The organism is Streptomyces sp. NBC_01506 (assembly GCF_045040295.1).
Lineage (GTDB): Bacteria > Actinomycetota > Actinomycetes > Streptomycetales > Streptomycetaceae > Streptomyces.
In genome coordinates this window covers 968170-994914 of the sequence record NZ_CP109422.1, presented here as the reverse complement: position 1 = coordinate 994914, position 26745 = coordinate 968170, and the positions used below count along the sequence as shown (strand labels likewise).

Below are 26745 nucleotides of genomic sequence, written 5' to 3'. Positions count from 1 at the left end.
CAGTGGCACTAACTGAGCGTTACGCGTTGATACTTGACCGTAACCGACCGCAGGCGATTGACTTGCGGCTCCTGGCATCCCTCCCCGAGACATGAGGACCCCTTGACCACCGAGCTGCTGGCACCTCTCGATCTGGCCTTCTGGCATCTCGAATCCCCGGACCACCCGATGCACCTCGGCGCGCTCGCCGTCTTCGACGCGGCGCCCGGCGGCCCCGCCTCGCCGGGCGTGCGGACCGGCCCCGACGACGAGGCGCTGCTGGACCTGCTGGCCACCCGCGCGGCGGCCGTCCCCCGGCTGCGGATGCGGGTACGCGACGTGCTGCTGCCCGTGGGCGGCGCCGCCTGGAGCGTGGACAAGGACTTCGACGTACGCAGACATGTCAGGCACCTGGAGCTGCCGCCCGGAGAATTCGCCGAGGAGACCGCCAAGTTGGCCGGGGAGCTGATGGAACGGCCGCTGGAGCGGGGCATCCCGCCCTGGGAGATGTATCTCCTGAGGGGCGCGCCGACGGGAGCGACGACCACGGGGGCAGCGGGCGGGCTGACGGAAGGCGAGGTGCCGGGTGGGCGCCCCTTCGCCGTACTGGTGAAGCTGCACCACGCCCTCGCGGACGGCATGCGCGCGGTGGCCATCGGTGCCGGGATCTTCGACCAGATCGCCGACTCGCGCGCCGCCGGCACCCGCCGCGTACGCCCCGCGCCGCCCCGCTCCTGGCTGCCCGGCCCCTGGCAGGTGGCCGGCATGGCGAAGGACCGGCTCGGCGAGCTGGGCAAGGCGCTCGGCATCGGCGCGTCCGTCGTCCGTGCCAGCCGGCTCGACCCGCGCGGTACGCCCGCCCTCACGGCGGGCTCCAGCGGCACCCGGCGCCTGGTCACCGCCGTGCTCGCGCTTCAGGACGTACGGCAGGTGCGCAAGGCGCACGGCGGCACGGTCAACGACGTCCTGCTCGCCACCGTGGCGGGCGCGCTGCGCCGCTGGATGCTGGAGCGGGGCGAACAACTGCCGGACCGCGACCCGCGTTCCGACCCGCGTGCGCTGGTGCCGGTCTCCGGACGGCGGCCGAGCCGCGCCCGGCACGGCGCGGGCGCCGGCGGGGGTGCGGGTTCGGGCAACGTGCTCTCCGCGTATCTCCTCGGACTGCCGGTCTCCGAACCCGACCCGCTGTCCCGGCTGACGGCCGTGCGCCGGGCCATGGACCGCAACAAGAAGGACGGACCCTCGCGGGGCGCCGGAGCGGTCGCCGTACTCGCCGGACAGCTCCATCCGCTCGCCCACCGGCTCGGCGCGCCGATCGCGGGCAACGCGGCCCGGATCCTGTTCGACGTGCTCGTGACGAGCGTGCCGCTGCCGCGAGCGACGCTCTCGTTCGGTGGCTGCCCGCTGCGCGAGATCTATCCGATGGCGCCGCTGGCGCGCGGCCAGTCCCTGGCCGTGGGGCTGACGACCTACGGCGGACAGGTGCATGTCGGGCTGGTCGCGGACGGCAAGGCGGTGCCCGACCTCGGCGGGCTCGCGAAGAACATGAACGAGGAGCTGGCCGCACTGCTCCGCGCGACGGCGCCCACCGAACCCGCCGAACCCGCCGAACCCGCCGAACCCGCCGACCCCGCCGACCCCGCCGACCCCGCCGACCCCGCCGACCCCGCCGTGTCCGCCGTGCCCGTCGGCCCTTCCAGTCCTGTCGAATATGTCGCGACCGGGGCCGACGTGGCCGGATAGGTCGGACAATTCCCGACGCGAGCGTGCGGCCCGGTGCCCCGAAAGTGTTGACGCCACCCAGTCATCCGATGAATATTCTGGGTGTCAACTTCGGGAGGCACACCGCGATGCGGCAGAACACGCTCGGAAGCGGCGAGGTCGGCGTATCCGAGCTCTCCTTCGGAACGGCCGGGATCGGCAATCTCTACACCCCCGTCGAACCGGAGCGGGCCGCCGCCGCCGTCGACGCCGCCTGGGACGCGGGCATCCGCTACTTCGACACCGCACCGCACTACGGCCTCGGCCTCGCCGAACGCCGACTCGGCGAGGCCCTGCGCTCCCGCCCCCGCGCCGACTACACCCTGTCGACCAAGGTGGGCCGGCTGCTGGAACCCCTGCCGTTCGCGGACGGCGACGACCTCGCCAACGGCTTCGCCGTCCGCGCCACGCACCGCCGCGTCTGGGACTTCAGCGCCGACGGTGTACGCCGGAGCATCGACGACAGCCTGAAGCGGCTGGGCACCGACCGGATCGACACCGTCTATCTGCACGACCCGGACGACCATGTCACCGAGGCGTTCGGGCAGGCGTACCCCGCGCTGGAACAACTGCGGGCCGAGGGCGTCGTCGGCGCGATCGGCGCCGGGATGAACCAGACAGCCGTCCTCACCCGCTTCCTGCGGGACACGGACGTCGACGTCGTCCTGTGCGCGGGCCGCCACACCCTCCTCGACCAGTCCGCCCTCGCCGAACTCCTGCCCGAGGCCGCCGCGCGCGGGCGCAGCGTGGTCGTCGGCGGCGTCTTCAACTCCGGGCTGCTCGCCGATCCGCGCCCCGGCGCGACGTACGACTACACGGCCGCCCCGCCCGCACTGCTGGAGCGCGCCCTGCGCCTGAAGTCCGTCGCCGAGCGGCACGGCGTCCCGCTGCGCGCCGCCGCGATCGCCTACCCGCTGAGCCACCCGGCCGTCGTGAGCGTCCTCGTCGGGACGCGCTCCGCCGACGAGGTCCAGGACGCGGCGGACATGTACGGCCGTACGGTCCCGGGCGCGCTCTGGGACGACCTGCGCGCCGAAGGTCTGCTGGAGGACGACGCCCGATGAGCGAAGCGCCGCCGCGCCCGCCGACCGCGTCGGCGCCCGTCGTGGACGCCCACCACCATGTGTGGGACCTGTCCGTACGGGACCAGGACTGGATCACCGGGCCTGCCATGGCCCCCATCCGGCGGAACTTCACCGTCGCCGACCTCGCGCCGGAGGCCCGCGCGGCCGGCGTCGGCGCCACCGTCCTCGTGCAGACCGTCACGGTCGCCGAGGAGACCCCCGAATTCCTCGCCCTCGCCGATACGAGCGAGCTGATCGCCGGTGTCGTCGGCTGGACCGACCTCACCGCCCCCGACATCGCCGACACCCTCGCCGCCCTGCGCGAACTGCCCGGCGGCGACAAGCTCGTGGGCATCCGCCACCAGGTCCAGGGCGAGCCGGACCCCGAGTGGCTGCTGCGCCCCGACGTACGGCGCGGGCTCGCCGCCGTGGCCGCCGCCGGCCTCGCGTACGACCTGATCGTCCTGCCGCACCAGCTCCCGGCCGCGACCGCCGTCGCCGCGCTGCTGCCGCAACTGACCTTCGTACTCGACCACCTCGGCAAACCGCCCGTCGCCGCCGGCGACCTCGACCCCTGGGCCGGTCACATCCGGGCGCTGGCCGCCAGGCCCAACACCGTCTGCAAGCTCTCCGGCCTGGTCACCGAGGCCGCGTGGGACTCCTGGACGGCCGACACGCTGCGCCCGTACACCGACGCCGCGCTCGACGCGTTCGGCTCGGCGCGGCTGATGTTCGGCTCGGACTGGCCGGTGTGCCGGCTGGCCGCCTCGTACGCCGAGGTCGTGGCCGTCACCCGTACGCTGACCGGCGATCTGAGCGAGAACGAGCGGCGGGCGGTCTTCGGCGCGACGGCCACGGCGGTCTACGGGCTCTGAACGCACGCCCGCCGGGCGTTCGCCCCGGTGCTGCGGCACGCTTGAGGCATGCCGGAAGTACCCGAAGTCGAAGCGCTGAGAGAATTCCTCGACGGCCATCTGGTCGGCAAGGAGATCGTCCGCGTCCTGCCCCTGACGATCAACGTCCTGAAGACGTACGACCCACCGCTCGCCGCCCTTCAGGGCGCCACCGTCACCGGGATCGACCGGTACGGCAAGTGGCTCGACATCGTCGCGGGCGGGTCCGGCCTGCATCTCGCGATCCATCTGGCCCGCGCGGGCTGGCTGCGCTGGAAGGACGAGTTCCCCGCGACCATGCCGCGACCGGGCAAGGGCCCACTCGCCCTGCGTACCGTCCTGGCCGAGGGCGACGGCTTCGACCTGACCGAGGCGGGCACCACCAAGCGCCTCGCCGTCCATCTCGTACGGGACCCGGCGGACGTGCCCGCCATCGCGAGCCTCGGCCCCGACCCGCTCGCCGACTCCTTCGACCGCGACGCCCTGGCCGCCCTGCTCGCGGGGGAGCGACGGCAGCTCAAGGGCGCCCTGCGGGACCAGCGGCTGATCGCGGGCATCGGCAACGCGTACAGCGACGAGATCCTGCACGCGGCGAAGATGTCGCCCTTCAAACCGGTCCACCATCTGACCGACGACGAGATCACCGTCCTCTACGACGCGATGCGCTCGACGCTCGACGCGGCGATCGAGCGCTCGCGCGGCGTCGCCGCCGGCCGGCTCAAGGCCGAGAAGAAGAGCGGTCTGCGGGTGCACGGCCGGGCCGGTGAGACCTGCCCCGTCTGCGGCGACACCATCAGGTCGGTCTCGTTCGCGGACTCCTCGCTCCAGTACTGCCCGACGTGTCAGACGGGCGGCAAACCGCTCGCCGACCGCAGGACGTCCCGGTTCCTCAAGTAGGAGCCACTCACGCACGTACGGCAGCACCTCCGTACGAAGGCGGCCGTCACCCGCCCCGTACCGTCAGCAGCCGGTCGCCCGCCGCCGTACGCACCTCGAACCGGTCGATCTCGTACGGCCGCAGCGCGGCGCCGCCCCACGTGACCATCGGACCGTCGCCCCCCGCGCGGGCGGACCAGGTCATCACGGTCTCCTGCGAACCGTCACGCCCCACGGCCACCAGCGCGCACACCCCGCTCACCGCCGACTTCGACAGCTCCAGCGCGACATCCGTGCCCCAGCTCCGCTCCGCCGCGGTCACCACGGCCGCCGTCCCCGTCCCGCGGTCCGTCGCCGTCCACCGCTCGGCCGTCGGCAGCGCCGGGGAGCCGCCGCCCCGTTGCGCGTCCACGATCGCGAACGGGCCGCCCACCGCGATCACCATCGCCGCCGCGAGCAGGGCGAGACGCCGTCTGCGGCTCGACCGCCGCCGCGCGGCCGTCCCTTCGAGCATCCGGTGCAGCAACTCCGGCCCCACCGACACGAAGGGCGCCACCCGCGCGGGGGTCTGCCGCGTGTACTCGTCGAGCTGACCCTTCACCCCGTGGAAATCGCCCAACAGCAGTGTGCAGTGCGGACAGTCCATGAGATGGTCCTCGAAGCGGAAGGCGTCACGCGCGTCGAGGACGCCGAGCGCGTAGGCGCCGACGTCGCGATGGATCTCGATCTCCGGGGTCCGCATGCCTCCTGATACGGGGCGAGACGGCGAATCACTCAAGCCCGCGCCCTTCTCCGCCCGCCGATGCGGGCCCACCACGCGGCGAAGCACTTAAACTTCCGCGTCATGCTGCGTGTACTGGCCGTGGACGACGAAGCGCCCGCCCTCGAAGAGTTGCTGTACCTCCTGCGCGCCGACCCGCGGATCCGCAGCGCCGAGGGCGCCACGAGCGCGACCGAGGCGCTGCGCCGTATCGGTGCCGCCCTCGACGCCGGTCCGGACGACCCGGCCGCCGTCGACGTCGTCTTCCTCGACATCCACATGGCGGGGCTGACGGGACTGGACGTCGCCAAGCTCCTCGCCGGTTTCGCCGAACCCCCGCTGATCGTCTTCGTCACCGCCCACGAGGGCTTCGCCGTCCAGGCGTTCGACCTCAAGGCCGTCGACTATGTGCTCAAGCCCGTCCGCCGGGAGCGGCTGGCCGAGGCCGTGCGGCGGGTCGCCGAACTGGTGGGGGAGCGCGGCCCCGTCGTGGACACGTCCACCGATCAGATCCCCGTCGAACTCGGTGGCGTGACCCGCTTCGTCCCCGTCGCCGACATCGTCTACGCCGAGGCGCAGGGCGACTACGCCAGACTGCACACCGACACCGGCAGCCATTTGGTGCGTATTCCGCTCACCACCCTGGAGGAGCGCTGGCGCTCGCGTGGCTTCGTACGGATCCACCGCCGGCATCTCGTCGCCCTCGCCCGCATCGACGAACTGCGCCTCGACGCCGGTGCGATGAGCGTGCGTGTCGGCGACGCGGAACTCGCCGTCAGCAGGCGGCACTCCAGAGCCCTGCGCGATCTGCTGATGCGCCAGCCCGGCCGCTGACCGCCTTCGGCCCGCCCTGACCGCTGCCGACCGTCGCTGACCAGGCCCTTCGCAGGGCGGGCGGTGATGTGCCGGGGCTTCCCTCCGCCTTGACGGTCTGCCTAGACTCCGGCCCTGGCACCGGAACAACGCGCGACGCCCGGGGGAGGGGAGACGATGACCGCGGAATCCCACCCCAAGCGCGAGGTCGTCACCGGTGAACCCCGCCGCGTACGCCCACTGCCCCGCTACCGCGCCCAGGCCGAGATCGACGAGCAGACCGCACTCGGCGACGCCTACGTCCGCTCCCTCATGCGCAGCCAGCTCCGCGCCGGACTCACCGCGTTCGCGCTGCTCGCCGCGGTCGTCGGCACACTCCCGCTCGCCTTCGCCGCGGTGGGCGACTCCACCGTCGTCTGGGTGGTGCTCGGCGTCGCCGCCTATCCGCTGCTGACCCTGCTCGCCTGGTGGTACGTGCGGCGCGCGGAGCGCAACGAGCGGGACTTCGCCCGGCTCGTGAAGGGCCGGCCGCTGCCGTGAGCCAGAGCTACACGGTGACGGCCGTCGCCGTCGTCGTGGTCACCACCGTCCTCGTCGGCGGCTTCGGCCTGCGCATCTCGCGCACCACCTCCGACTTCTACGTGGCCTCGCGCACGGTGCGGCCCGGCCTCAACGCCGCCGCGATCAGCGGCGAATACCTCTCCGCCGCCTCCTTCCTCGGCATCGCCGGACTGCTCCTGCTGCACGGCCCGGACATGCTCTGGTATCCGGTCGGCTACACCGCCGGCTATCTGGTCCTGCTGATCTTCGTCGCCGCCCCGCTGCGCCGCTCCGGCGCGTACACCCTGCCCGACTTCGCGGAAGGACGCCTGGAGTCCCGCCCCGCCCGGCGGGTGGTCAGCGTGCTGGTCGTCGGCGCCGGCTGGCTCTATCTGGTGCCCCAACTCCAGGGCGCGGGACTGACGCTGGAGATCCTGACCGGCGCGCCGAACTGGTTCGGCGCCGTTCTCGTCGCGGTCGTCGTGGTGGTGGCCGTCGCGGCGGGCGGCATGCGCAGCATCACCTTCGTGCAGGCTTTCCAGTACTGGCTCAAGCTCACGGCCCTGCTCGTTCCGGCGATCTTCCTGCTGCTGGCCTGGCAGGGCGACGGGCGGCCCGCGATCGACTTCGACCTGACCGAGATGTCGAGCCGCGCGGACCACCCGATGTACGCGACGTACGGGCTGATCGTCGCCACCTTCCTCGGCACCATGGGCCTGCCGCATGTCGTGGTCCGCTTCTACACCAGCCCCAACGGCCGGGCGGCCCGCCGCACCACCGTCGTCGTACTCGCCCTGATCGGCGGCTTCTATCTGCTGCCGCCGGTCTACGGCGCGCTCGGTCGGCTGTACGCGCCCGCGCCCGCCCTCGGCGACGACGCCGACGCCGCCGTGCTGCTGCTGCCCGATCTGGTGATCGGCGGCACGGCGGGCGATCTGCTCGGCGCGCTCGTCGCGGGCGGCGCCTTCGCCGCGTTCCTGTCCACCGCCTCCGGACTGACCATGGCCGTCGCCGGGGTGCTCACCCAGGACGTGCTGCCCTCGCGCGGCGTACGGCACTTCCGGCTGGCCACACTGCTCGCGATCCTGGTACCGCTCGGCGGCTCGCTGCTGGTCAGCGGTATGCCGGTGGCGGACGCCGTCGCGATGGCCTTCGCCGTGTGCGCGTCGTCGTTCTGCCCGCTGCTGGTCCTCGGCATCTGGTGGCGGCGGCTGACCCCGCCCGGCGCGATCGCCGGACTGCTGCTCGGCGGTGGCTCGGCGCTGGTGTCCATCGGGATCACGTTCAGCGGCGCCGTACGGTCGGGCTGGCCGCACGCGCTGCTCGCCTGGCCCGCCGTCTGGTCGGTGCCCGTCGGGTTCCTCGCGATGATCCTGGTGTCGCTGGCCACGCGCTCGCGGATACCGCCGGGGACCAAGGCCGCCATGACCCGTTTCCATCTGCCGGAGGCCCTGATGCCCCGAGCCCGCGGAGGCCCCCGATGAGCGGCGCCGCCCTCACCGTACTGATCGTGCTCGGCGTGCTGCTGCCCGCCGCGGGCTTCGTGCTCGGCCGCCGCAGCGCACCCGGCCGCCCGGACCGCACCAGCGATGTCGGTACGCCCGTCGAGCACGCGACCTTCGAGACGCTGCACACCGCGTCGCTCGCCGCCCCGCCCCTGCGCGCCGGACTCACCGAGGAGAGCGCGGGCAAGGCCGCCCGCCGGCTGCGCTCACTGCTGGGGACGGACGCGCTGTGCCTCACCGACCGGGACCGGGTGCTCGCCTGGGACGGCCTCGGCGAGCACCACGGCAGTCATGTGATGGACCATGTGCAGGCGCTGCTCGCCAGCGGGCGCGACACCGCCTTCGCCAGCGGCTGCGGCGATCTGGACTGCCCGCTGCGCTGGGGCGTCGCCGTGCCGCTGACCGTCGACCACCGGGTGCTCGGCACCCTCGTCGCGTACGCGCCACGGGAGTCGGCCGTCCTCGCGCGGGCGGCGGGCGAGGTCGCCCGCTGGGTCTCCGTACAGCTCGAACTCGCCGAACTCGACCGCTCCCGCACGCAGTTGATCGAGGCGGAGATCAAGGCGCTGCGGGCCCAGATCTCACCGCACTTCATCTTCAACTCACTGGCGGCGATCGCCTCGTTCGTGCGGACCGATCCCCAGCGAGCCCGTGAACTGCTCCTGGAATTCGCCGACTTCACCCGCTACTCGTTCCGCAGACACGGGGACTTCACCACCCTCGCCGACGAACTGCACTCCATCGACCAGTACTTGGCTCTCGTCCGGGCCCGCTTCGGCGACCGCCTGTCGGTCACCCTCCAGGTCGCCCCCGAGGTGCTGCCGGTCGCGATGCCGTTCCTGTGTCTTCAGCCGCTCGTCGAGAACGCCGTCAAGCACGGTCTCGAAGGCAAGATCACGATGAGTCACATCACCATCAGCGCGCTCGACGCGGGCGCCGAGGCGGAGGTCGTGATCGAGGACGACGGGGTGGGGATGGACCCGCAGCGGCTGCGCCGGATCCTGCGCGGCGAGGGCGGTCTGTCCACGGGCATCGGACTGCTCAACGTGGACGAGCGGCTGCGCCAGGTCTACGGGGACGACTACGGGCTCGTCATCGAGACGGGGGTGGGGGCGGGCATGCGGATCGCGGTACGGATCCCCAAGTACCGCGCGGGCGTGCACGGCACGTGAGCGGCGGGCGGAGGCGGCGACCGGGAACACCGGCGGCGCGTGCCGTTTCAGAACAGATGGATCGCCAGATGCCCCAGCGGCAGCCCGAGTTGCCACGCCGGGGTCCACACCTGCGGTCCCTCCTCCTCGTTCAGCCCCGCGCCCCGGCCGCCCGCCACGAGGGGACCGCCGCCCGGCGCGCCCATCGCGTCGAGATCCGGCGCCAGCAGTTCGGTCTCCTCCAGCCACCGCCAGGCGGCCAGCGCCAGTTCGAGATCCGGGTCGGGATGGGCGGTGCCGGTGCGCTCCGCCTGGAACACCCGGGTCTCCAGCAGGTCGAGCTGGTGACAGACCCATTCACGCCAGCCGGTGCCGTACTCGGTCAGCGTCCGCCACTCGTCCATGCGCGCCACACCGCCGGGCCCGCCGACCGCCCCGTCGGACAGGAAGATGGTCAGGGCGAGTGCGTCGCGGCCCGCCCGGTACTCCAGTGTGGTGGGCGGCATCAGATCGCCGGTGCGCAGCAGGTCGTCGGCGACGTACTCCGCGTACATCCATGCCATGGGGACGAGCAGGCCGCCACCACCGCCTTCGTCATGTCGTTCCGGACGCATTGTTTTCCGCCTTCCTTCCCCTGCGTGGACGCAGCTTCACGGAGCATTGAACCGGCGGCCGGTGCCCAGCGTGGCCAGAAGAGCAGGATCGGACAGCGGACCGGAGGCGATTGTGACGGGTGAGGCCGGCGGTGACCCGCATGTGCGATCGCAGCTCGGTGCCTACGCGCTGGGAGCTCTCACACCCGAGGAGGACCGGCTCGTCGCCGGGCATCTGGAAGGCTGCGCGAGGTGCGCCGCCGCCTATGCGGAGGTGGCCGATGGCGCGGCGCTCCTCGCACTCTTCGACGAGAAGGACCTGTGGTAGCCGGGCAGCGAGCGGCCGAGGGCGCGCAGCGCGTAGTAGGAGCGGGACTTGACGGTGCCGGCCGGGATACCGAGCACCTGCGCGGCCTCGACCACGCTCAGCCCCTTGAAGTAGATCTGCGCGAGCACGGCGCGGTGCTCCGGGCTCAGCGACTTCACCGCCTGGCGGACGTCGAGCGCGGCGACGGAGCGCTCCGTGTGGTCGCCGGGCTCCGGAGTGGCTTCGAGGACGCCGTCGCTGACCTCCGTGGGGCGGGCGAGGCGTGAGCGGCGGGCGTCGATCGCCAGGCGGCGGCCCACGGTGAACAGCCAGGGCCGCATGGACTCGTAGGGGCCTTCGAACGCCTCGGGGTGCTGCCAGGCGCGTACCAGCGTCTCCTGGAGCAGATCCTCGGCGCGCTGCCGGTCGCCGTAGGTCAGGCCGAGCAGGAAGTGGAACAGCGCCGGGCCGTGGTCGCGCTGCAACTCCGCCAGCGCCCGCTCGTCGGTCGTCGCCGTGGCCGTGGCGGTGGTCATCGTGAACGTCCCTTCTCGCGGAGGTCGCTGCCGTCGGCGTGGGTGCCGTTGGCGTATCGGAACGCATCCGGTACGTCCGGCGACAGACGGCTCACAAGGGTCTGCGACGAGCGGTCGCTCCGCGCGGCGAGTGGTGCGGTGAACGGTTCGGTCGATCCGTTTCGTCCATTTCAGGTACTTCGCCGTGTCTGTAGCGTTAATCACATTAATATGAAGAATGCATGCCTTGACCGCTTGGTCGCCTTCCTTGTCGAAGAAGGAGCCTGACCGATGACGACGCGCATGCGATACGGCGCGGTGGCCACGGCCGCCCTGCTGCTCGGTACGACGGCGGGATGCGCCGGCCTTGGCACCGCCGACCCGGCCGCCGACCGGCCCGCCGGAAGCGCCGCCGGGTCCGGCCCTTCGGCGGCCGGCGGCGCCGCACCACGGGGCGGGTTCACGCTCGTCGCCTCCGGGGACGTCCTGCCGCACGACTCCGTCATCAGCCGCGCCAACGCCGACGCGGGCGGCGCCGGCCACGACTTCGTACCGATGCTCGCCGGGGTGAAGCCCGTCGTCTCGGCCGCCGATGTGGCGATCTGTCACATGGAGACGGTGTACGGCCCCGAAGGCGGACCCTTCACCGGCTACCCCTCGTTCGCGTCACCGCCCGAGATCGCCACCGCGCTCAGGGCGACCGGCTACGACTCCTGCTCCACCGCGTCCAACCACACCCTGGACGCCGGCGCCGAAGGCATCGGCCGCACCCTCGGCGCGCTCGACAGGGCCGGGGTGAAACACGCCGGCTCGGCGCGCTCTCCTGAGGAGGACACCCGGCCCGCGCTGCTCGACGCCGGCAGCGCGAAGGTCGCCCAACTGGCGTACACCTACGACACCAACGGCAAGCCGCTGCCCGAAGGGCAGCCCTGGGCGGTCGACCTCATCGACGAGGAGAAGATCCTCGCCGACTCGCGGGCCGCCCGCGCGGCGGGCGCCGACGTTGTCGTCGTCAGCCTCCACTGGGGTACGGAGTGGCAGACGGCGCCCGACGAGCGGCAGTTGGACCTCGGTGAGCGCCTCACCGCGGCCAGGACCGGGGACCGCCCCGACATCGACCTGATCATCGGCACGCACGCCCATGTCCCGCAGGCGTACGAGAAGGTCAACGGCACCTGGATCGTCTACGGCATGGGCGACCAGATCGCCGGCGAGATGATCAACAACGCCGGACAGTCCGACCCACGCGGCACCCAGGGCACGATCGGCCGCTTCACCTTCGAACCGCCCGCCGCCGAGGGGGAGCGCTGGCCGGTGACGAAGGCGGAGTTCATCCCGCAGACCATGGACAACAGCGTCGGACGGGTGGTCAATCTGCCCCGGGCGCTGGACGCGGACCCGACCAGGGACGACTACCGGACCACGCGGACAGCGATCGAGGCGGCGGTCCTGGGGCGCGGCGCCGCCGACGACGGCCTCACGACGGGCCGTTGAGCCGAAGCCGGACCCCGGTCCGTACTACGGAACGACCGTCACCGGCCAGCGGCCCGCCTTGACCAGCCGCACCGCCACCGAGCCGATGAAGCGGTGCCCCGCCGACTCGGAGGCGCCCACCACCACGGCGTCCGCCTTCAGGTCGTCGGCCGCCGTGACCAGCCCGTTGTAGGGGTCACCGCGCAGGGTGTGGAACTCCCAGCGGACGTCCCAGATCCCTCTGACCCGCTCGGCGCTCGTACGGATCTCCTCCGCCAGACCCTCGGCGATCTCGTCGGTCGTGTCGGAGACCGGGGCCCCGAGCGCCGCGCCCGACGACATCAGCGGCTGCACGTACACGATCGCGAGCAGGGCGTTCTGGCGCCGGGCGAGACCACCGGCGTACGCCGCCGCGCGCAGGGACGACTCGGAGCCGTCCACACCGGCGACGATCACCTTGGGGCCGTCCGTGCCGCGTTCGAAGGGGGAGGGCTGCTGATCCGTCACGCCTGGAGGCTACCGGCTCCCCTACGGCGGCCCATCAGGGGTGTGCCAGAAGGCCCGTTCGTCCTCGCTCGCGGCCTGGCCGGCGGCCGGTGGCGGCCGAGGAGGGCGGGAGATCGACCTGCTGTGGTCCGGGGCGGCTGACGCTCATCCGCTCATCCCATCGGGTGTTTTCCCCATGCTCCCCGGTGTCGGTGAGGCGCCGGAGACACCGGCCGTGCGAGCCATTGGCCATGGAAGCCATCAAAAAGGACCAGATGATCCCGGGGCGCCGGGCCGCGCTGCGTGTCGCCGCCGTCCTCGGGGCCGTCGGCCTGACCCGGCTGCTGACCGCGGGCGAGGCCCACACGCCGGGCCGTCCGGCGACCGGCACCCCGGCCGCGGGTGCCCCGGCGGCCGGACCGCCCGCGGCATTGCCCCGCGTGCCCTCGGCCTACAGGCTGAGCCCCATGACGGAGTTCCAACCGCCCGAGTACCACCCGGCCCACCTGCCCGTGCGCACCGAGCCCTTCCTCGAGATGCCGGACCTCGGCCACTCGATGGTGCTCACCTTCGACGACGGGCCCGACCCCCACTACACCCCCGGCATCCTTGAGACGCTGCGCGCGCACGACGTACGGGCGATGTTCTTCGTCTGCGGCGAGATGGCCGCGGTCCAGCCGGACCTGCTGCGCGAGATGGCCGACGACGGGCACATCGTGGGCAACCACACCTGGTCGCACCCGGAGTTGCCGAAGCTGCGGCCCGCCCGTATCCGTACGGAGATGGAGCGCACCAGCGAGGTGATCGAACGGACGCTGGGCCGTCCGCCGGTCTGGTTCCGCGCCCCGTACGGCTCCTGGAACCGGCACACCTTCAGGATCGGCGCCGACCTCGGCATGGAACCGCTCGCCTGGACCGTCGACACCCTGGACTGGAAGTCACCGGGCACCGGGAAGATCGTCCGCCGGGTGCTCGACGGGGCGGGGCCGGGAGTCGTGGTGCTGTCGCACGACGCGGGCGGCGACCGCTCGCAGAGCGTGGCCGCGCTGCGGCGCTATCTGCCCGAGCTGCTGGAGGGCGGGTACGGCATCACCGTACCGAGGCCCTGACGCGCGTGGTGGGTGGTGCGGACCGCGCCGCTCCACCCGCCACGCACGGGGGCGGGCCGGCGCGCTCAGCGGGTCTCCACCAGCCGGGCGAAGACCACGACGTTGCCGTCGTAGCCGCCCGCCTTCGAGTAGCCGCCGCCGCAGGTGATCACGCGCAGTTCGGAGTGGCCGGTGTCGCCGTACACCCGCGCCCCCGGGAAGTCGTTCTTGGAGAAGACCTCCACGCCGTAGATCTCGAACACCGCCACCCGCTCGTCGTAGCGCGTGACCTCGATGTGCTCGCCCTTGCTCAGCGAGCCGAGACCGTAGAAGACCGCGGGGCCCGCCTGGTTGTCGACATGGCCCACGACGACCGCGGTGCCGCGCTGGCCGGGGGCGACGCCGTTCTGGTACCAGCCCGCCATGTTCGGGTCCTGCGGCGGCGGGGCGGCGATCCAGCCCTCCGGGTCGAGTCCCACGTCCATCACGGGCGCGTCGACCTTGATGGAGGGGATCGCCACGCGCGACATGGGGGCGTACGGCAGCGGCTTCACGATGGGGACGGACGCGGGCTCGGTCACCGCTTCCCGCCGGCTGTCCAGTGCCGCCGCCGAGGCCGGCTGGGGCGGTCCGAGGGATACGTCGGCCCCGTTCCGCATCAGTGCGAGACCAGAGAGCATGACAAGAGCCAGAACGCCCCAGGGCGAGCGTTTCCTCGACTCCGAGCCGCTGTGGTCCTGGCCCATGTTTCTCCCTTCGTGGGCGCCTGATACGCACGCTAGGCGCGCGGCTCCGGGTCGGCGAGAACTGGAGGGCGAATGGGTGGCGCGGGCGCTCGCGCCCGCGCTGATGCCCCATTCGAGTAGTCGTCATATAAAAACTTCTGACGGTCTGTGACCTGCGGGTCCGTCAGGTGGGCTCGGTTTCCTTCGGCGTGTCGCCTCACCGGGGTGGACCAGTGCCGAAATGCGTCGAATGTACGGGCCGGTGATGGTTCGTCATGGAGGGCGTACTCGTCGAATCTCCCGGAGCACCGCTTTGGGGCGTCTTCCGCTGGAGGCTCAACGATGCGTGCTTCACGCGCTCTCACGGTGACTGCCGCGGCCTGCGCCGCCGTGGCGCTCTCCGCCCCGCTGGCCGGGGCCACCAACGGCCCGAGGGACATCACCGTCAACCCCTTCTCCGTCCACCAGGGCGGTACGTTGCACATCTCCGTCCAGGGCTGCGGCCACGGCGGTCATGTCACGTCCAACGCCTTCCCCAAGGCGCGGCTCTCGGTGAACGCTTCGGGCCACTCGGAGGCCAGGGCCCGTATCCACAACCACGCCACGCCCGGCGACTACAACCTCTCCGTCAAGTGCAGCGACAACAGCCGCATCGCGACCCACCGCTTCCGGGTGGTGGCCGGCGAGGGCGCGGAGGGCGGTCTCGGCGGTTCCATCGGCCCCAGCTCGACCGAGATGGCGGTCGGCGCCGGTCTCGTGGGCACGGCCGCGGTCGGCGGCACCTTCTTCATCGCCCGTCGCCGTCGTGCGGGCAACTCGCTCGTCTGACCGGCCGCTCGCTGCGTACGGTGAAACGCCCGTCGCCCCAAGTCCCGGAAAGGACTTGGGGCGTCGGGCGTCGGGCGTCGGGCGAACGGGGAAACGGGGACACAGGGTCAGTGCTGGCGGCTCGCCGAGCGACGGCGTACGACCAGGACGGTGCCGACGGCCGCCGCGGCCACCAGGCCGGTGCCGATGGCCAGTTCCGTGCCGTTCATGCCGATGAAGCTGCCGCCGAGCCCGCCCTTGACGCCGCCGGGAGGCGCGATCGCGGTGGAGCTGGTGGTCGCCGTCCGGGTCGGGGAAGCGGTCACCGTCCGGGTCGGCGTGGGCGTCGGGGCCGGGGTGCCGCCCGCGATGGTGAGGTCGGTGGTGCCCTCCTCGCCGTTGCACGTGAAGGTCACCTCGTACATCGCGCCGGGCTTGGCGTCCCAGAAGATGGTGGCGCGCGCCGATCCGCCGGAGGGGATGGGGGTGTCGTCGAACACCCCGGACTCGGCGGTGGCGGTGCTGCTGCAACCGGTGACCGTGAGGGTCACCTGGCCGCCGGCCGCGATCACCGACGGGGTGACGGCGAAACCGAAAGGTGTGACGGGGGCCGCCGCCGTGGCCATGGCCACGGCAGGCGTAGTCAGTGCGAGTGCGGCCGCTCCCAGCAGAGCGGCGGACGCGGCACGTATCGCGCGCATGGACAATCCTCCGGGTCTCCGAGGGGCAGTGCGGAACTGATTTCCGCAGTTGGCGGGAAATGCACCTCGATACCCGGCACGCTAGGAGCGCCCTACCACAGCCGCGATCGCAGTCGGGCGAACGGGTTGTCCTGTCACCCGACCGGCCGTGTGTCCCCGATCGCCGGACGGACCGCGCTCGCGGCCCGTCCGGCGACAGCGGAACGGACCTACGTACGGATGTGCGGGAACAGGTCGACGAACGGGGCCGCCGTCGCCGCGATGCCACGTCCGTACGGCGCGTCGAAGTCCCAGATCAGGAAGAGCAGAAACGCGATCAGCGCGCTGAACAGCCCCGCCAGCAGCAGCTCCCGCCAGCTCCGGCGGATCTGGAGCGTGAAGATCAGCCCCACCGTCACGACGGCGCCGATGATCAGGCCGAACCAGACCACCCCCGGCATCGTCGCCCCCGCGTTCTGCCCTCTGGCACCTCTCGAGTCGTCGGCCGCCGCCACCTGGTCGACCAGCGGCTGATACGCCTGCGCCTCGTGGTCGTCGGCGGGCACGTAGTCGGTGACGCTGCGACGGACCTGTTCCAGCAGCGCCGTGCCCTTGTCGCTGAGGCTCTTGTTCTCCGACATGTAGGACCACTCGCTGTGGACCACGTACGAGACGTACGCGTCGACGTCGCCCCGGATACGGTCGCGCACCTCGGCCGGGTAGACCTCGGACCGCGCCTGCACCTCGTGCAGGGCCTGTGCCTCCTGGCGTACGGACTCCTGGGCGCCGCCGCGTGCCTCCCAGACCCCGGCGATCGCCAGGCCCAGCACGATCGCGTAGACCACGCCGATCATCATCGTCATGTATTCGAGGACGTCAGGGCTCTCCGAGGGGTCGTCGTCGGCCGCTACGCGGCGGTTGTTGATCAGGACGATGGTCACGACGACCGCGCAGGCGGCGGCCATCGCGATGGTCAGGACAAGCCATTCCGACATGGGTCTCCGTCAGCTAGCGGGAACGGGGGCGAAGGATGGCGGCGGCGAGGACCGCGGGCGCCGTGAGCAGGAGCATGAGCATCACGGCCGACGTGCTGTTCGTCGGCTGCTTGCGCACGGGTGCCTTGTACGCGGGCAGGGCCGCCCGTACCTCCGGCGGACCGGCCTCCGGTGACGGCGCGGGCGTGGACGGGGAAGGCGAGGGGACCGGCGGGGGAGCGGCCGGTGGTGGCGGAGGCGGCGGGTCCGCGGCGGGCCGCGGTGGTGGCGGTAGGCGCGCGGGCTCGGCGGCCACGGTCGGCTCGGGCTCCGGTTCGGCCCGGGGCGGCGGTGGCGGTGGTGGTGGGGGTTTCTCCGGCGGGGGCTCGGGAGGCGGCGGCGGAGGAGGCGGAGGAGGCGGAGGGGGCGGCGGGGACGGTGGCGGGGGTTCGGGAGGCGGTGGCGGTGAGGGCGGCGGTGAGGGCCAGCAGGGCCCGTCCCCGATGACGACGACCGCGCCCGTACCGCCCGGCCCGGTCCAGGCCGAGACGCAGACGTTCGCGGCGGCCGGCACGGGCGTGCTGAATATCCACAGGAGCCCGGTGACCGCGAGGGTCCGCACGACAAGTGATCGGTTCACGGCGGCAGCATGAATCAACGCCGTCCTCGGCGTGCCGGAATGCAACTGGATTCCCCTGATCGTGGGGAAAAGGGGCTTTCCCTGTTTCTTTCTGAAGATTCTTTGAAGCGCGTTGAACGCTCCTTACCCCCCGCCGCGTACTTAGGGCCATGAACGGCGTGGCCCTGGCGCCTCAACTGACTTACGAACTACGGGAGTTGACATGAAAACCTGGCGGAACGCCTCGCTCGCGGTGACCGCGGCGGCCGTACTGGCCCTGACGACGGCGTGCGGTCAGGACAAGGGTGAGAGCCCCAACGGCCAGGCGGTCGGCGCCGCCGCACCCGCCGCACCCGCCGACGGCGGCTACGGCGCGGACGGCGGCTACGGCGACGAGTCGGCGACCGAGCCCAGGACGGCGGGTCAACTGGCCGTGTGGGACAGCAAGAAGCTCGGCGAGGTCGTCACGGACAGTGAGGGCATGACGCTCTACCGGTTCGACAACGACACCGCCGAGCCCCCCAGGTCGACCTGTGCGGGCGAGTGCGAGAAGGCGTGGCCGGTCGTCGCCGCGGGCGACGTCAAGGCGGCGGCGGGTACCGACGCGTCGAAGATCGGAGAGGTCACCCGCGACGATGGCACCAAGCAACTGACGCTCGGCGGCTGGCCGATGTACCGCTACGCCAAGGACGTCAACCCCGGTGACGCCAACGGGCAGGGCGTGGGCGGCACTTGGTTCGCCGCCGCCCCGGACGGGAAGAAGGCCGCCGTCGGCGCCTCCGGCGAGGACGCGGCCGGGGGAGCCGAGGCCGATCTCGCCGGACTGTCCGTGCGAAAGGACCCCAAGCTCGGCGACATCGTGGTGGACGCGAAGGGTATGACGGTATATCGGTTCAAGAAGGACAGTGCGTGGCCGATGAAGACCGCCTGCACCGGCGCCTGCCTCGAAAAGTGGCCGGTGGTCGCTCCGGTCGACAAGAACGACACCGAAGGCATCATCAAGAAGGGCTTCGTGACCTTCGACCGCCCCGACGGAATCAAGCAGCAGACCATCGACTGCTGGCCCATCTACACCTTCGCCGGCGATGCCGAGCCCGGTGACACCAATGGTCAGGGCGTCGGCGGCACTTGGTACGCGGTCGCGCCCGACTCGAAGCTGGTCGGAGCGCCCAAGTAGTCCCCACGTCGCGCCTCCGGCCGGACAGTCCGCCGTCACGCCCTGTGCGTGGCGGCGGACCGTTCGCGTTCCAGGGTTCGGGTGTGACGAGAACGGACCGCAAATTTCCGTTTCAGCTCGCTCTCTTGGCGGGCGATCAGTAGCCTCGGCTCGAACACCGGCCATGTGCACGGCCGTTCCCCGTGGCGACTTGTTGGAGATCTCGATGGAGCGTCCCGCCTGGGCACCGCAGGGCATCGACATATCGGTGCCGAGCGTTTCCCGCATTTATGACTACTATTTGGGCGGTTCGCACAATTTCGAAGTGGACAGGGAAGCGGCCCGTAAGGCAATGGAGTTCATGCCGGGACTTCCCAAGATCATGCAGGCGAATCGGGCGTTCATGCGCCGCGCCGTCCGTTTCGCCATCGGCGAGGGCGTGACCCAGTTCCTCGACATCGGCTCCGGCATTCCGACGTTCGGCAATGTCCACGAAGTCGCCCAGGGGGCCGACCCGGACGCCAGGGTGGTGTACGTCGACCACGACCCGGTCGCCGTGGCACACAGCAAGGCGGTGCTCGACGGCAACGCCCACGCCGCCGTGGTGTCCGCCGATCTCCGCGCGCCCCGTCGCATCCTCGACAGCCCCGAGACCCGGGGGCTCCTCGACCTCAGCCGTCCGGTCGGTCTGCTGCTGATCTCCGTCCTGCACTTCCTCCAGGACGAGGACAAACCCTTCCAGGCGGTGGCCGAACTGACCGAGGCACTTGCCCCCGGCAGCGTCATCGTCGTCTGCCACGCCGCGTACGCGGGCGTCCCGCTGCCCCAGGAACAGGTCGCCGGCACGGTCGGCGTCTACAAGGACATCCGCAACCCGCTGGTCATGCGGACGCGCGAGGAGATCGCCCGGTTCTTCGACGGCTACGAGTTCGTCGAGCCCGGTCTGGTGCCCATGGGGAACTGGCGGCCTGAGGGCCCCGTCGACCAGGAGGACCCGTACGCGTTGTCCGGCTTCGCCGGAGTGGGACGCAAGGCGTGATGGTGCCGGCGGAGGTCCCCGACGAAGCGGCGGAACCGGACGGACTGGAGGACCGGCTCAGGCGGTTCGCGACGATCTGGAGCCGGGCGATCTTCCCGGCGACGGCCACGTCACTGACCCGACCCGAGTTCGAACAGCATCTGCTGCCCCTGGCACGCCGGTTGAGGGACGCTCTGCACGACGACGTCTTCGACGCCACGCCCGCGCACGGCGTCGGGGCCGCGCTGGTGGCCGCGCACTGCACGGACCCGGAGACGCTCGCCCGCTCGCTGGGCGTCGTGGACGCCTATCTGGTGCTGTACTGCGGCGCCTGCGCCGATCCGGCCGGGGAACTGGCCGCCGAGGAGCTGCGGGCGCGCTGCGCCCGGCTCCAGCACGCGCTCGCCGCCGGGTTCGCCCTGGCGCTGCGCGAACGCACCCTCGCCGAACAGGAGGCCATCGCGCGCTCCGCGCTCGCGGCGCGCGGAGCCGCCGAGGACGCGCTGCACGCCACGGAGGCCCGCTTCCGCGCGGTCTTCGAGGGCGCGGCGATCGGTATCGGCATCGCCGACCTCGACGGCCATGTGCTGGAGGTCAACGACACCCTCACCCGGATGTTCGGCGGCCTCGAACACCATGTCCGCAGCAGGAACGTCAGCGAGTGGGTGCACCCCGACGACATACCGCAGGTCTGGCGGATGCACGGCGAGCTGATACGCGGCGAACGCGAGAGCCTTCGTACGGAGAAGCCGTTCTTCCGCAACGACGGCACCGTCCTGTGGACCAATCTGACGGTCTCGCTGCTCCGGGACGTCGACGGAGTGCCGCAGTACCAACTGGTGCTGCTGGAGGACACCACCGAGCGGCGGCTGCTCAATCTGCGGCTGCGCTACGAGGCGACCCACGACGCCCTGACCGGACTGCCCAACAGGACGCTGTTCTTCGAGCGGCTGGAGAAGGCGCTCACCCCCGTCAGGGAGCCGGCGAAGGACGGCGGCGCGACGGGGACGACGGGGACGGGGAAGGGTACGACGAAGGGCACGACGAAGGGCACGACGAAGGGGACGCCGAAGGACGGCGCGCCGGACACCGGGCAGCCGGCCCGCTTCGGCCTCTGCTACCTCGATCTCGACGGCTTCAAGGCGATCAACGACAGCCTCGGCCACTCCGCCGGCGACCGGATGCTGGTCGAGGTCGCCGACCGGCTCCAGAGCTGTGCCACGGCGCCCGGCGAGATGGTGGCCAGGCTCGGCGGCGACGAGTTCGTCGCGCTGACCACGGGGCCCGACTCACCGCGCGAGGTGAGCGACCTCGCGTCACGCATCCTCGGCGCCCTCGCCGCCCCGATCAGCCTGGACGGCCGCGAGTTCACCGTCCGGGGCAGCATCGGCATCGTGCAGGGCACGGCGGGCGAGTGCACCGCCGCCGAGGTGCTGCGCAGCGCCGACATCACGATGTACCGGGCCAAGTCGGCGGGCGGCAACCGGTTCGAGCACGCCGACGCCGAGGCCGACGCCCGCGCCATCACCCGGCACGGGCTCACCACGGCGCTGCCGACCGCCCTGGAGCGCGGCGAGTTCTTCATCGAGTACCAGCCGCTGGTGTGTCTCGCCGACGGAACGGTGTACGGCGCCGAGGCGCTGGTGCGCTGGAGCCACCCGACCCACGGCGTGCTCGGCCCCGACCGGTTCATCCCGCTCGCCGAGCACACCGGGCTGATCGTGCCGCTCGGGCGCTGGGTGCTCGAGCAGTCCGTACGGCAGGCCAGGGCGTGGCAGGAGGAGCTGGCGGCCGGTACCTTCGCGGGACCGCTGCGCATCAACGTGAACCTCTCGCCCGCCCAACTGCACCACCCCGGGCTCGTCGCCGACACGGTGGAGGTGCTGGAGCGGGTCGGCCTCGCGCCCGGCTCGCTCTGCCTGGAGGTCACCGAGTCCGCGCTGATCGGCGCGGACGAGGATCTGCTCAAGCCGCTGCGGCAGCTCGCCGAGATGGGCGTGGACATCGCGCTGGACGACTTCGGCACCGGCTACTCGAACCTCGCGAATCTGCGCAGACTGCCGGTGAGTGTGCTCAAGCTCGACCGTTCCTTCACGCAGGGAATGCAGCAGCACCCGGCCGACCCGGTCGATCTCAAGATCGTCGAGGGGATCGTCTCCCTGGCGCACGGCCTGGAACTGGCCGTGACGGTGGAGGGCGTGGAGACCGGGGCACAGGCCGACCATCTGCGAAGGCTGGGCTGCGACACGGCGCAGGGCTGGTACTACGCGCGGCCGGGCCCGCCGGAGATGCTGCACACCCTGTCGCTGGCCGACGCGGTCTGACGCCGTACGCGGTTCCGGCGGGCGGCAGTTGGGCCGCTGAGGCTGAGGCGGCGGCGGTCGGCGACAGGGTGTGCCGGCCGCCTGTTCAGCCGGGCGCGGCGCGCCCGCTCCGCGCCGTACGGCCGCTCCCGCCCGCGCCGCCCGTGGCGCCGGGCGCCCGCGCGCTGAACAGCACCTTCTGCAGCTCGCGCGCGGCCCGCGGCGGCGGGACGTCGCTGCGGTGCGCGAGCGCGATCGTACGGCGCAGCCCCGGCGGCGCCAGCGGGGTCACCCGCAGATCGCGCCCCGCCTGCTGCGCCACCATGCTCGGCACCACCGCCACCCCGAGCCCGGCGCGTACGAATCCCAGTACGGCGTCCATCTCGCCGCCCTCGACGGTGAACGTCGGCTCGAACCCCTCGGCCCGGCAGGCGGCGACGGTCAGCTCCCGCAGGTCGTAACCGTGCCGGAACATCACCAACTGCTCGCTCTGGAGATCGGAGATCCGCACCGGCCGGCGTGGGCCGGGCGCCCCCGCCGAGGAGACCACGACCAGGTCCTCGTGCAGCAGCTCGACCGTCGTCAGAGCCGGTGACGGGGTCGGCAGCGGGAGCACCACCAGGGCGAAGTCCAGGGCGCCGCGCGCCAGTTCCCGTACGAGATCGTGCGAACCGCTCTCCTCGATCAGCAGCTCGATGCCTGGGTGCCGGTCGTGGAAGGCGCGCAGGACCTCGGGCAGCAGACCGGTGCACAGGCTCGGGGGCGCGCCGAGCCGCACCCGGCCGCGCCGCAACTGGACCAGCTCCTGCACCTCGTGGCGCGCGGTCTCCGCGTCGGCGAGGATCCGCCGGGCCGTCGGCAGCAGGGCCTCGCCCGCGTCGGTGAGCGCGACATTGCCCCGCGCCCGGCCGAACAGCTCGGCACCCAGCTCCTTCTCCAGGGCCCGGATCTGCTGCGAGAGCGAGGGCTGCGAGACATGCACCCGCTCGGCGGCGCGGGTGAAGTGCAGGGTCTCCGCGACGGCGACGAAATAGACGAGCTGCTGGAACTGCATCCGGCCATGATAGACACCACGATAGGCGCAGCCTATGGACATGAGCCGAACCATGTCTTGGACCTCTCGGTGTACGCCGCCTTAGCGTGCGTGTCATGGCTCTGGCAACGCGTACGGACAAACGGGCGGACCGGAAGGCGGGCCGGAAGGCCCCCGGCGGGCCGGCCGGCGGTCGTCCCGGCAAGCGGCCCTCCCTGCTCGGCACCCTCTGGGGCTCCACGGTCGGCAAGAAGGCCGTCATGGCCGTCAGCGGCCTGATCCTGCTCGGCTACCTCGTCCTGCATCTGCTGGGCAACATGAAGATCTTCTTCGGCCCCGGCGAGTTCAACGACTACGGGGACTGGCTGCGGACCATGGGCGCGCCCGTCCTCCACCACGAGTGGGGCCTGTGGATCGTCCGCGTCGTCCTGCTCGCCGCCGTCATCCTGCACGGCGTGTGCGCCTACCAGCTCAGCCGCCGCGACATCGCCGCCCGCCCCACCGCCTACGTACACAAGCGCCGCCGCGCGAGCTACGCGACGCGCACCATGCGCTGGGGCGGCATCATCCTGGTGCTGTTCGTCATCTGGCACCTGCTGGACCTCACGACGCTCACCGTCAACGAGAACGCCCAGCCGGGCCACCCGTACGAGAACGTCGTCGCCACCTTCTCCACCTGGTACGGCAACGTCATCTACATCACCGCGATGCTCGCCCTCGGACTGCACATCCGGCACGGCTTCTGGAGCGCCGCACAGACCCTCGGCATGGGCAGCGCCACCCGTGACCGGGTACTGAAGATCATGGCCAACAGCCTCGCGCTGGTGCTGACCGTCGGCTTCCTCTCCCTGCCCGTAGGCGTCATGACCGGACTGGTGAGCTGATATGGACGACCGCCTCCCGCCCACGTACACCGACTACTCGACCGGCGAACCCCTCGCCGACACCAAGGCCCCGGCCGGGCCCGTCGCCGAGCGCTGGGACACCCGCCGCTTCGAGGCCAAGCTGGTCAACCCGGCCAACCGCCGCAAGCACACGGTCATCGTCGTCGGCACCGGACTCGCGGGCGGCGCGGCCGGCGCCACCCTCGCCGAACAGGGCTACCACGTCGTCCAGTTCTGCTACCAGGACTCACCGCGCCGCGCCCACTCCATCGCCGCCCAGGGCGGTATCAACGCCGCGAAGAACTACCGCAACGACGGCGACTCCATCCACCGCCTGTTCTACGACACCGTCAAGGGCGGCGACTTCAGGGCCCGCGAGTCCAACGTCCACCGGCTCGCCCAGATCTCCGTGGAGATCATCGACCAGTGCGTCGCCCAGGGCGTGCCCTTCGCCCGTGAGTACGGCGGCCTCCTCGACACCCGCTCCTTCGGCGGCGTCCAGGTCTCCCGTACCTTCTACGCCCGTGGCCAGACCGGCCAGCAACTGCTGCTCGGCGCCTACCAGGCGCTGTCGCGGCAGATCGCCGCCGGCACCGTCGAGATGCATCCGCGCACCGAGATGCTGGACCTGATCGTGGTCGACGGCCGGGCGCGCGGCATCGTCGCCCGCGACCTGATCTCCGGCAAGATCTCCACGTACTTCGCCGACGCGGTCGTCCTCGCGTCCGGCGGCTACGGCAACGTCTTCTATCTGTCGACCAACGCCAAGAACAGCAACGCCACCGCGGTCTGGCGCGCCCACCGGCGCGGCGCGCACTTCGCCAACCCCTGCTTCACCCAGATCCACCCCACCTGTATCCCGCGCTCCGGCGACCACCAGTCCAAGCTCACCCTGATGAGCGAGTCGCTGCGCAACGACGGCCGGATCTGGGTGCCGAAGGCACACGGCGACACCCGCCCGCCCGCCGAGATCCCCGAGGACGAGCGCGACTACTACCTGGAGCGGATCTACCCCTCCTTCGGCAACCTCGTCCCGCGCGACATCGCCTCGCGCGCCGCGAAGAACGTCTGCGACGAGGGCCGTGGCGTCGGCCCCGGCGGGCAGGGCGTCTACCTCGACTTCGCCGACGCGATCCGCCGGCTCGGCCGGGGGGCCGTCGAGGAGAAGTACGGCAACCTCTTCGAGATGTACGAGCGCATCACCGCCGAGGACCCGTACCAGGTGCCGATGCGCATCTACCCGGCGATCCACTACACGATGGGCGGACTGTGGGTCGACTACGACCTCCAGACCACCGTGCCGGGGCTGTTCGCGATCGGCGAGGCCAACTTCTCCGACCACGGCGCCAACCGGCTCGGCGCCTCCGCCCTGATGCAGGGCCTCGCCGACGGCTACTTCGTGCTGCCCTCCACCATCAACGACTACCTCGCCCGCAACCCGCACCAGGACACGGTCGACGACAGCCACCCGGCGGTCGCCGAAGCCGTCGCCGACACCGAGGACCGGCTGCGGCTGCTGCTCGCCGTCGACGGCGACCGCACCCCCGACTCCTTCCACCGCGAGATCGGCGAACTGCTCTGGGAGCACTGCGGGATGGCGCGCGGCGAGATCGGACTGCGCAAGGCGCTGGACCGGATCCCGCAGATCCGCGAGGAGTTCTGGCGCCGCATCAAGGTGCCGGGCACCGGTGAGGAGTTCAACCAGTCGCTGGAGAAGGCCAATCGCATCGTCGACTATCTGGAACTCGCCGAGCTGATGTGCCTCGACGCACTGCACCGCGCGGAGTCCTGCGGCGGCCACTTCCGTGAGGAGTCGCAGACCGAGGGCGGCGAGGCGGAGCGGCGCGACGACGTCTTCTCGTACGCCGCGGCCTGGGAGTTCACCGGCACCGGCACCGCGCCCGTCCTGCACAAGGAAGACCTCGTCTTCGAGTACGTCCACCCCACCCAGCGGAGCTACGCATGAGGCTCACCCTGCGCGTCTGGCGGCAGAGCGCCGCCGACGCCACCGGCGCCATGGTCACGTACGACATCGACGGCATCTCCGAGGACATGTCGTTCCTCGAAATGCTCGACTCGCTCAACGAACAGTTGATCCTCGACGGCGACGACCCGGTCGCCTTCGACCACGACTGCCGCGAAGGCATCTGCGGCGCCTGCGGTGTCGTCATCAACGGCGACGCGCACGGCCCCGAACGCACCACCACCTGCCAGCTCCACATGCGGCACTTCGACGACGGCGACACGATCGACGTCGAGCCGTGGCGCTCCGAGGCGTTCCCCGTGGTCAAGGACCTGGTCGTGGACCGCTCGGCGTTCGACCGGATCATCGGCTCCGGCGGCTACATCAGCGCCCCCACCGGCTCCGCCCCCGAGGCCCACGCCACGCCCGTGCCCAAGGCCGACGCCGACTTCGCGTTCGAGCACGCCGAGTGCATCGGCTGCGGCGCGTGCGTGGCCGCGTGCCCCAACGGCTCGGCGATGCTTTTCACCTCGGCCAAGGTCAACCACCTCAACGTGCTGCCGCAGGGCGCCCCGGAGCGCGAGACCCGGGTCCTGGACATGGTCGCGACGATGGACGACGAGGGCTTCGGCGGCTGCACACTGGCCGGTGAGTGCGCGACGGCCTGCCCGAAGGGCATCCCGCTGCCGTCGATCACGGCGATGAACAAGGAGTGGCTGCGGGCGACCCGCAAGGTGGCGCGGTAGGGCATCTCGTCGTCGCGGACCTCAACGCGCGCA

Annotated in this window: 26 protein-coding genes and 2 pseudogenes; 20 read left to right on the top strand and 8 right to left on the bottom strand. The window is 71.7% G+C overall.

All coding sequences use genetic code 11. The annotated features are described in order from the left end of the window. Positions 1 to 102 precede the first annotated feature (102 nt). From OG329_RS03985 to OG329_RS03970, 4 genes are all read left to right on the top strand, one after another. Positions 103 to 1722, top strand: a complete 1620-nt coding sequence (locus OG329_RS03985; protein ID WP_405792842.1) for a wax ester/triacylglycerol synthase family O-acyltransferase — start codon at positions 103 to 105, stop codon at positions 1720 to 1722. A 107-nt stretch (positions 1723 to 1829) separates the two neighbouring features. Continuing rightward, positions 1830 to 2804: an aldo/keto reductase gene (locus OG329_RS03980; protein ID WP_405801632.1), complete on the top strand. Its 975-nt coding sequence runs from the start codon at positions 1830 to 1832 to the stop codon at positions 2802 to 2804. Then, entirely contained in the window at positions 2801 to 3679 is an 879-nt protein-coding gene (locus tag OG329_RS03975; protein WP_405792840.1) for an amidohydrolase family protein, read from the top strand. Before OG329_RS03980 ends, OG329_RS03975 begins: the two co-directional genes overlap by 4 nt. Before the next feature lie 48 nt (positions 3680 to 3727). Next, entirely contained in the window at positions 3728 to 4594 is an 867-nt protein-coding gene (locus tag OG329_RS03970) for an Fpg/Nei family DNA glycosylase (protein ID WP_405792839.1), read from the top strand. Positions 4595 to 4640: 46 nt separating this feature from the next. Here OG329_RS03970 and OG329_RS03965 read toward each other — a convergent pair whose 3' ends face one another. Further along, a complete protein-coding gene (locus OG329_RS03965) occupies positions 4641 to 5315 on the bottom strand; it encodes a zf-HC2 domain-containing protein (protein ID WP_405792837.1) in 675 nt (224 codons plus the stop codon). 102 nt (positions 5316 to 5417) lie between these two features. Here OG329_RS03965 and OG329_RS03960 point away from each other — a divergent pair, with 102 nt between their 5' ends. From OG329_RS03960 to OG329_RS03945, 4 genes are all read left to right on the top strand, one after another. Beyond that, a complete protein-coding gene (locus OG329_RS03960; protein WP_405792835.1) occupies positions 5418 to 6167 on the top strand; it encodes a LytR/AlgR family response regulator transcription factor in 750 nt (249 codons plus the stop codon). A 156-nt stretch (positions 6168 to 6323) separates the two neighbouring features. Further along, positions 6324 to 6686 carry a hypothetical protein gene (locus OG329_RS03955; protein WP_405792833.1) on the top strand — a complete coding sequence of 121 codons (363 nt, stop codon included), beginning with the start codon at positions 6324 to 6326 and terminating at the stop codon, positions 6684 to 6686. Then, positions 6683 to 8170: a cation acetate symporter gene (locus OG329_RS03950; protein ID WP_405792831.1), complete on the top strand. Its 1488-nt coding sequence runs from the start codon at positions 6683 to 6685 to the stop codon at positions 8168 to 8170. Before OG329_RS03955 ends, OG329_RS03950 begins: the two co-directional genes overlap by 4 nt. After that, complete coding sequence (locus OG329_RS03945) at positions 8167 to 9363, top strand: sensor histidine kinase (RefSeq protein WP_405792829.1); 1197 nt, start codon at positions 8167 to 8169, stop codon at positions 9361 to 9363. Before OG329_RS03950 ends, OG329_RS03945 begins: the two co-directional genes overlap by 4 nt. A gap of 47 nt (positions 9364 to 9410) precedes the next feature. Here OG329_RS03945 and OG329_RS03940 read toward each other — a convergent pair whose 3' ends face one another. After that, on the bottom strand, positions 9411 to 9956 hold the full coding sequence (locus OG329_RS03940) for a hypothetical protein (protein ID WP_405792828.1): 546 nt from the start codon (positions 9954 to 9956) through the stop codon (positions 9411 to 9413). Between OG329_RS03940 and OG329_RS03935 the strand changes: the two genes are divergently transcribed. Further along, positions 9904 to 10263 carry a zf-HC2 domain-containing protein gene (locus OG329_RS03935; RefSeq protein WP_405792827.1) on the top strand — a complete coding sequence of 120 codons (360 nt, stop codon included), beginning with the start codon at positions 9904 to 9906 and terminating at the stop codon, positions 10261 to 10263. The two genes, OG329_RS03940 and OG329_RS03935, sit on opposite strands and share 53 nt — an antisense overlap. Here the strand turns inward: OG329_RS03935 and OG329_RS03930 are convergent. Beyond that, a complete protein-coding gene (locus tag OG329_RS03930) occupies positions 10200 to 10778 on the bottom strand; it encodes a sigma-70 family RNA polymerase sigma factor (protein ID WP_405792825.1) in 579 nt (192 codons plus the stop codon). The two genes, OG329_RS03935 and OG329_RS03930, sit on opposite strands and share 64 nt — an antisense overlap. A 270-nt stretch (positions 10779 to 11048) precedes the next feature. Here OG329_RS03930 and OG329_RS03925 point away from each other — a divergent pair, with 270 nt between their 5' ends. Continuing rightward, positions 11049 to 12251, top strand: coding sequence for a CapA family protein (locus OG329_RS03925; protein WP_405792824.1), 1203 nt, complete (start codon positions 11049 to 11051; stop codon positions 12249 to 12251). Positions 12252 to 12275: 24 nt separating this feature from the next. On the opposite strand, the gene OG329_RS03920 is transcribed toward OG329_RS03925, so the two are convergent. Then, the gene (locus tag OG329_RS03920; protein WP_405792822.1) at positions 12276 to 12737 is read right to left on the bottom strand and encodes a universal stress protein; all 462 of its coding nucleotides are present in this window, start codon (positions 12735 to 12737) and stop codon (positions 12276 to 12278) included. Positions 12738 to 12967: 230 nt separating this feature from the next. Between OG329_RS03920 and OG329_RS03915 the strand changes: the two genes are divergently transcribed. Further along, the gene (locus OG329_RS03915; RefSeq protein ID WP_405792820.1) at positions 12968 to 13825 is read left to right on the top strand and encodes a polysaccharide deacetylase family protein; all 858 of its coding nucleotides are present in this window, start codon (positions 12968 to 12970) and stop codon (positions 13823 to 13825) included. A gap of 65 nt (positions 13826 to 13890) precedes the next feature. Here the strand turns inward: OG329_RS03915 and OG329_RS03910 are convergent, their stop codons facing one another. Continuing rightward, complete coding sequence (locus tag OG329_RS03910; protein WP_405792818.1) at positions 13891 to 14550, bottom strand: class F sortase; 660 nt, start codon at positions 14548 to 14550, stop codon at positions 13891 to 13893. Between the two features lie 321 nt (positions 14551 to 14871). Here OG329_RS03910 and OG329_RS03905 point away from each other — a divergent pair, with 321 nt between their 5' ends. Continuing rightward, positions 14872 to 15357 carry a hypothetical protein gene (locus OG329_RS03905; protein ID WP_405792817.1) on the top strand — a complete coding sequence of 162 codons (486 nt, stop codon included), beginning with the start codon at positions 14872 to 14874 and terminating at the stop codon, positions 15355 to 15357. A gap of 107 nt (positions 15358 to 15464) precedes the next feature. Here the strand turns inward: OG329_RS03905 and OG329_RS03900 are convergent, their stop codons facing one another. Beyond that, a complete protein-coding gene (locus OG329_RS03900) occupies positions 15465 to 16037 on the bottom strand; it encodes a hypothetical protein (protein WP_405792815.1) in 573 nt (190 codons plus the stop codon). Positions 16038 to 16246: 209 nt separating this feature from the next. After that, a complete protein-coding gene (locus OG329_RS03895) occupies positions 16247 to 17011 on the bottom strand; it encodes a hypothetical protein (RefSeq protein WP_405792813.1) in 765 nt (254 codons plus the stop codon). Between the two features lie 62 nt (positions 17012 to 17073). Here OG329_RS03895 and OG329_RS03890 point away from each other — a divergent pair, with 62 nt between their 5' ends. The 5 genes and pseudogenes from OG329_RS03890 to OG329_RS03870 form a co-directional block, all read left to right on the top strand. After that, positions 17074 to 17643, top strand: coding sequence for a hypothetical protein (locus tag OG329_RS03890; protein ID WP_405792811.1), 570 nt, complete (start codon positions 17074 to 17076; stop codon positions 17641 to 17643). A 189-nt stretch (positions 17644 to 17832) separates the two neighbouring features. Next, positions 17833 to 18786, top strand: a complete 954-nt coding sequence (locus OG329_RS03885) for an SCO0930 family lipoprotein (RefSeq protein WP_405792809.1) — start codon at positions 17833 to 17835, stop codon at positions 18784 to 18786. Between the two features lie 205 nt (positions 18787 to 18991). Next, entirely contained in the window at positions 18992 to 19804 is an 813-nt protein-coding gene (locus tag OG329_RS03880) for an SAM-dependent methyltransferase (RefSeq protein WP_405792808.1), read from the top strand. Further along, positions 19804 to 20751: pseudogene (locus OG329_RS03875) on the top strand (PAS domain S-box protein); the annotation flags it as partial. The gene OG329_RS03880 and the pseudogene OG329_RS03875, both read left to right, overlap by 1 nt. A 120-nt stretch (positions 20752 to 20871) precedes the next feature. Next, positions 20872 to 22107 (top strand): annotated as a pseudogene (locus OG329_RS03870) (putative bifunctional diguanylate cyclase/phosphodiesterase); the annotation flags it as partial. A gap of 85 nt (positions 22108 to 22192) precedes the next feature. Here the strand turns inward: OG329_RS03870 and OG329_RS03865 are convergent. Then, positions 22193 to 23140 (bottom strand): LysR family transcriptional regulator, encoded by a 948-nt coding sequence (locus OG329_RS03865; protein ID WP_405792806.1) that lies wholly within the window; start codon positions 23138 to 23140, stop codon positions 22193 to 22195. A gap of 95 nt (positions 23141 to 23235) precedes the next feature. Here OG329_RS03865 and OG329_RS03860 point away from each other — a divergent pair, with 95 nt between their 5' ends. From OG329_RS03860 to OG329_RS03850, 3 genes are read left to right on the top strand one after another with little or no spacing between them, the layout of a single operon-like run. Next, on the top strand, positions 23236 to 24003 hold the full coding sequence (locus tag OG329_RS03860; protein ID WP_405792804.1) for a succinate dehydrogenase cytochrome b subunit: 768 nt from the start codon (positions 23236 to 23238) through the stop codon (positions 24001 to 24003). 1 nt (position 24004) lies between these two features. After that, positions 24005 to 25969 carry a fumarate reductase/succinate dehydrogenase flavoprotein subunit gene (locus OG329_RS03855; RefSeq protein ID WP_405792803.1) on the top strand — a complete coding sequence of 655 codons (1965 nt, stop codon included), beginning with the start codon at positions 24005 to 24007 and terminating at the stop codon, positions 25967 to 25969. After that, positions 25966 to 26712 (top strand): succinate dehydrogenase/fumarate reductase iron-sulfur subunit, encoded by a 747-nt coding sequence (locus OG329_RS03850; protein ID WP_405792801.1) that lies wholly within the window; start codon positions 25966 to 25968, stop codon positions 26710 to 26712. Before OG329_RS03855 ends, OG329_RS03850 begins: the two co-directional genes overlap by 4 nt. Positions 26713 to 26745 lie beyond the last annotated feature (33 nt).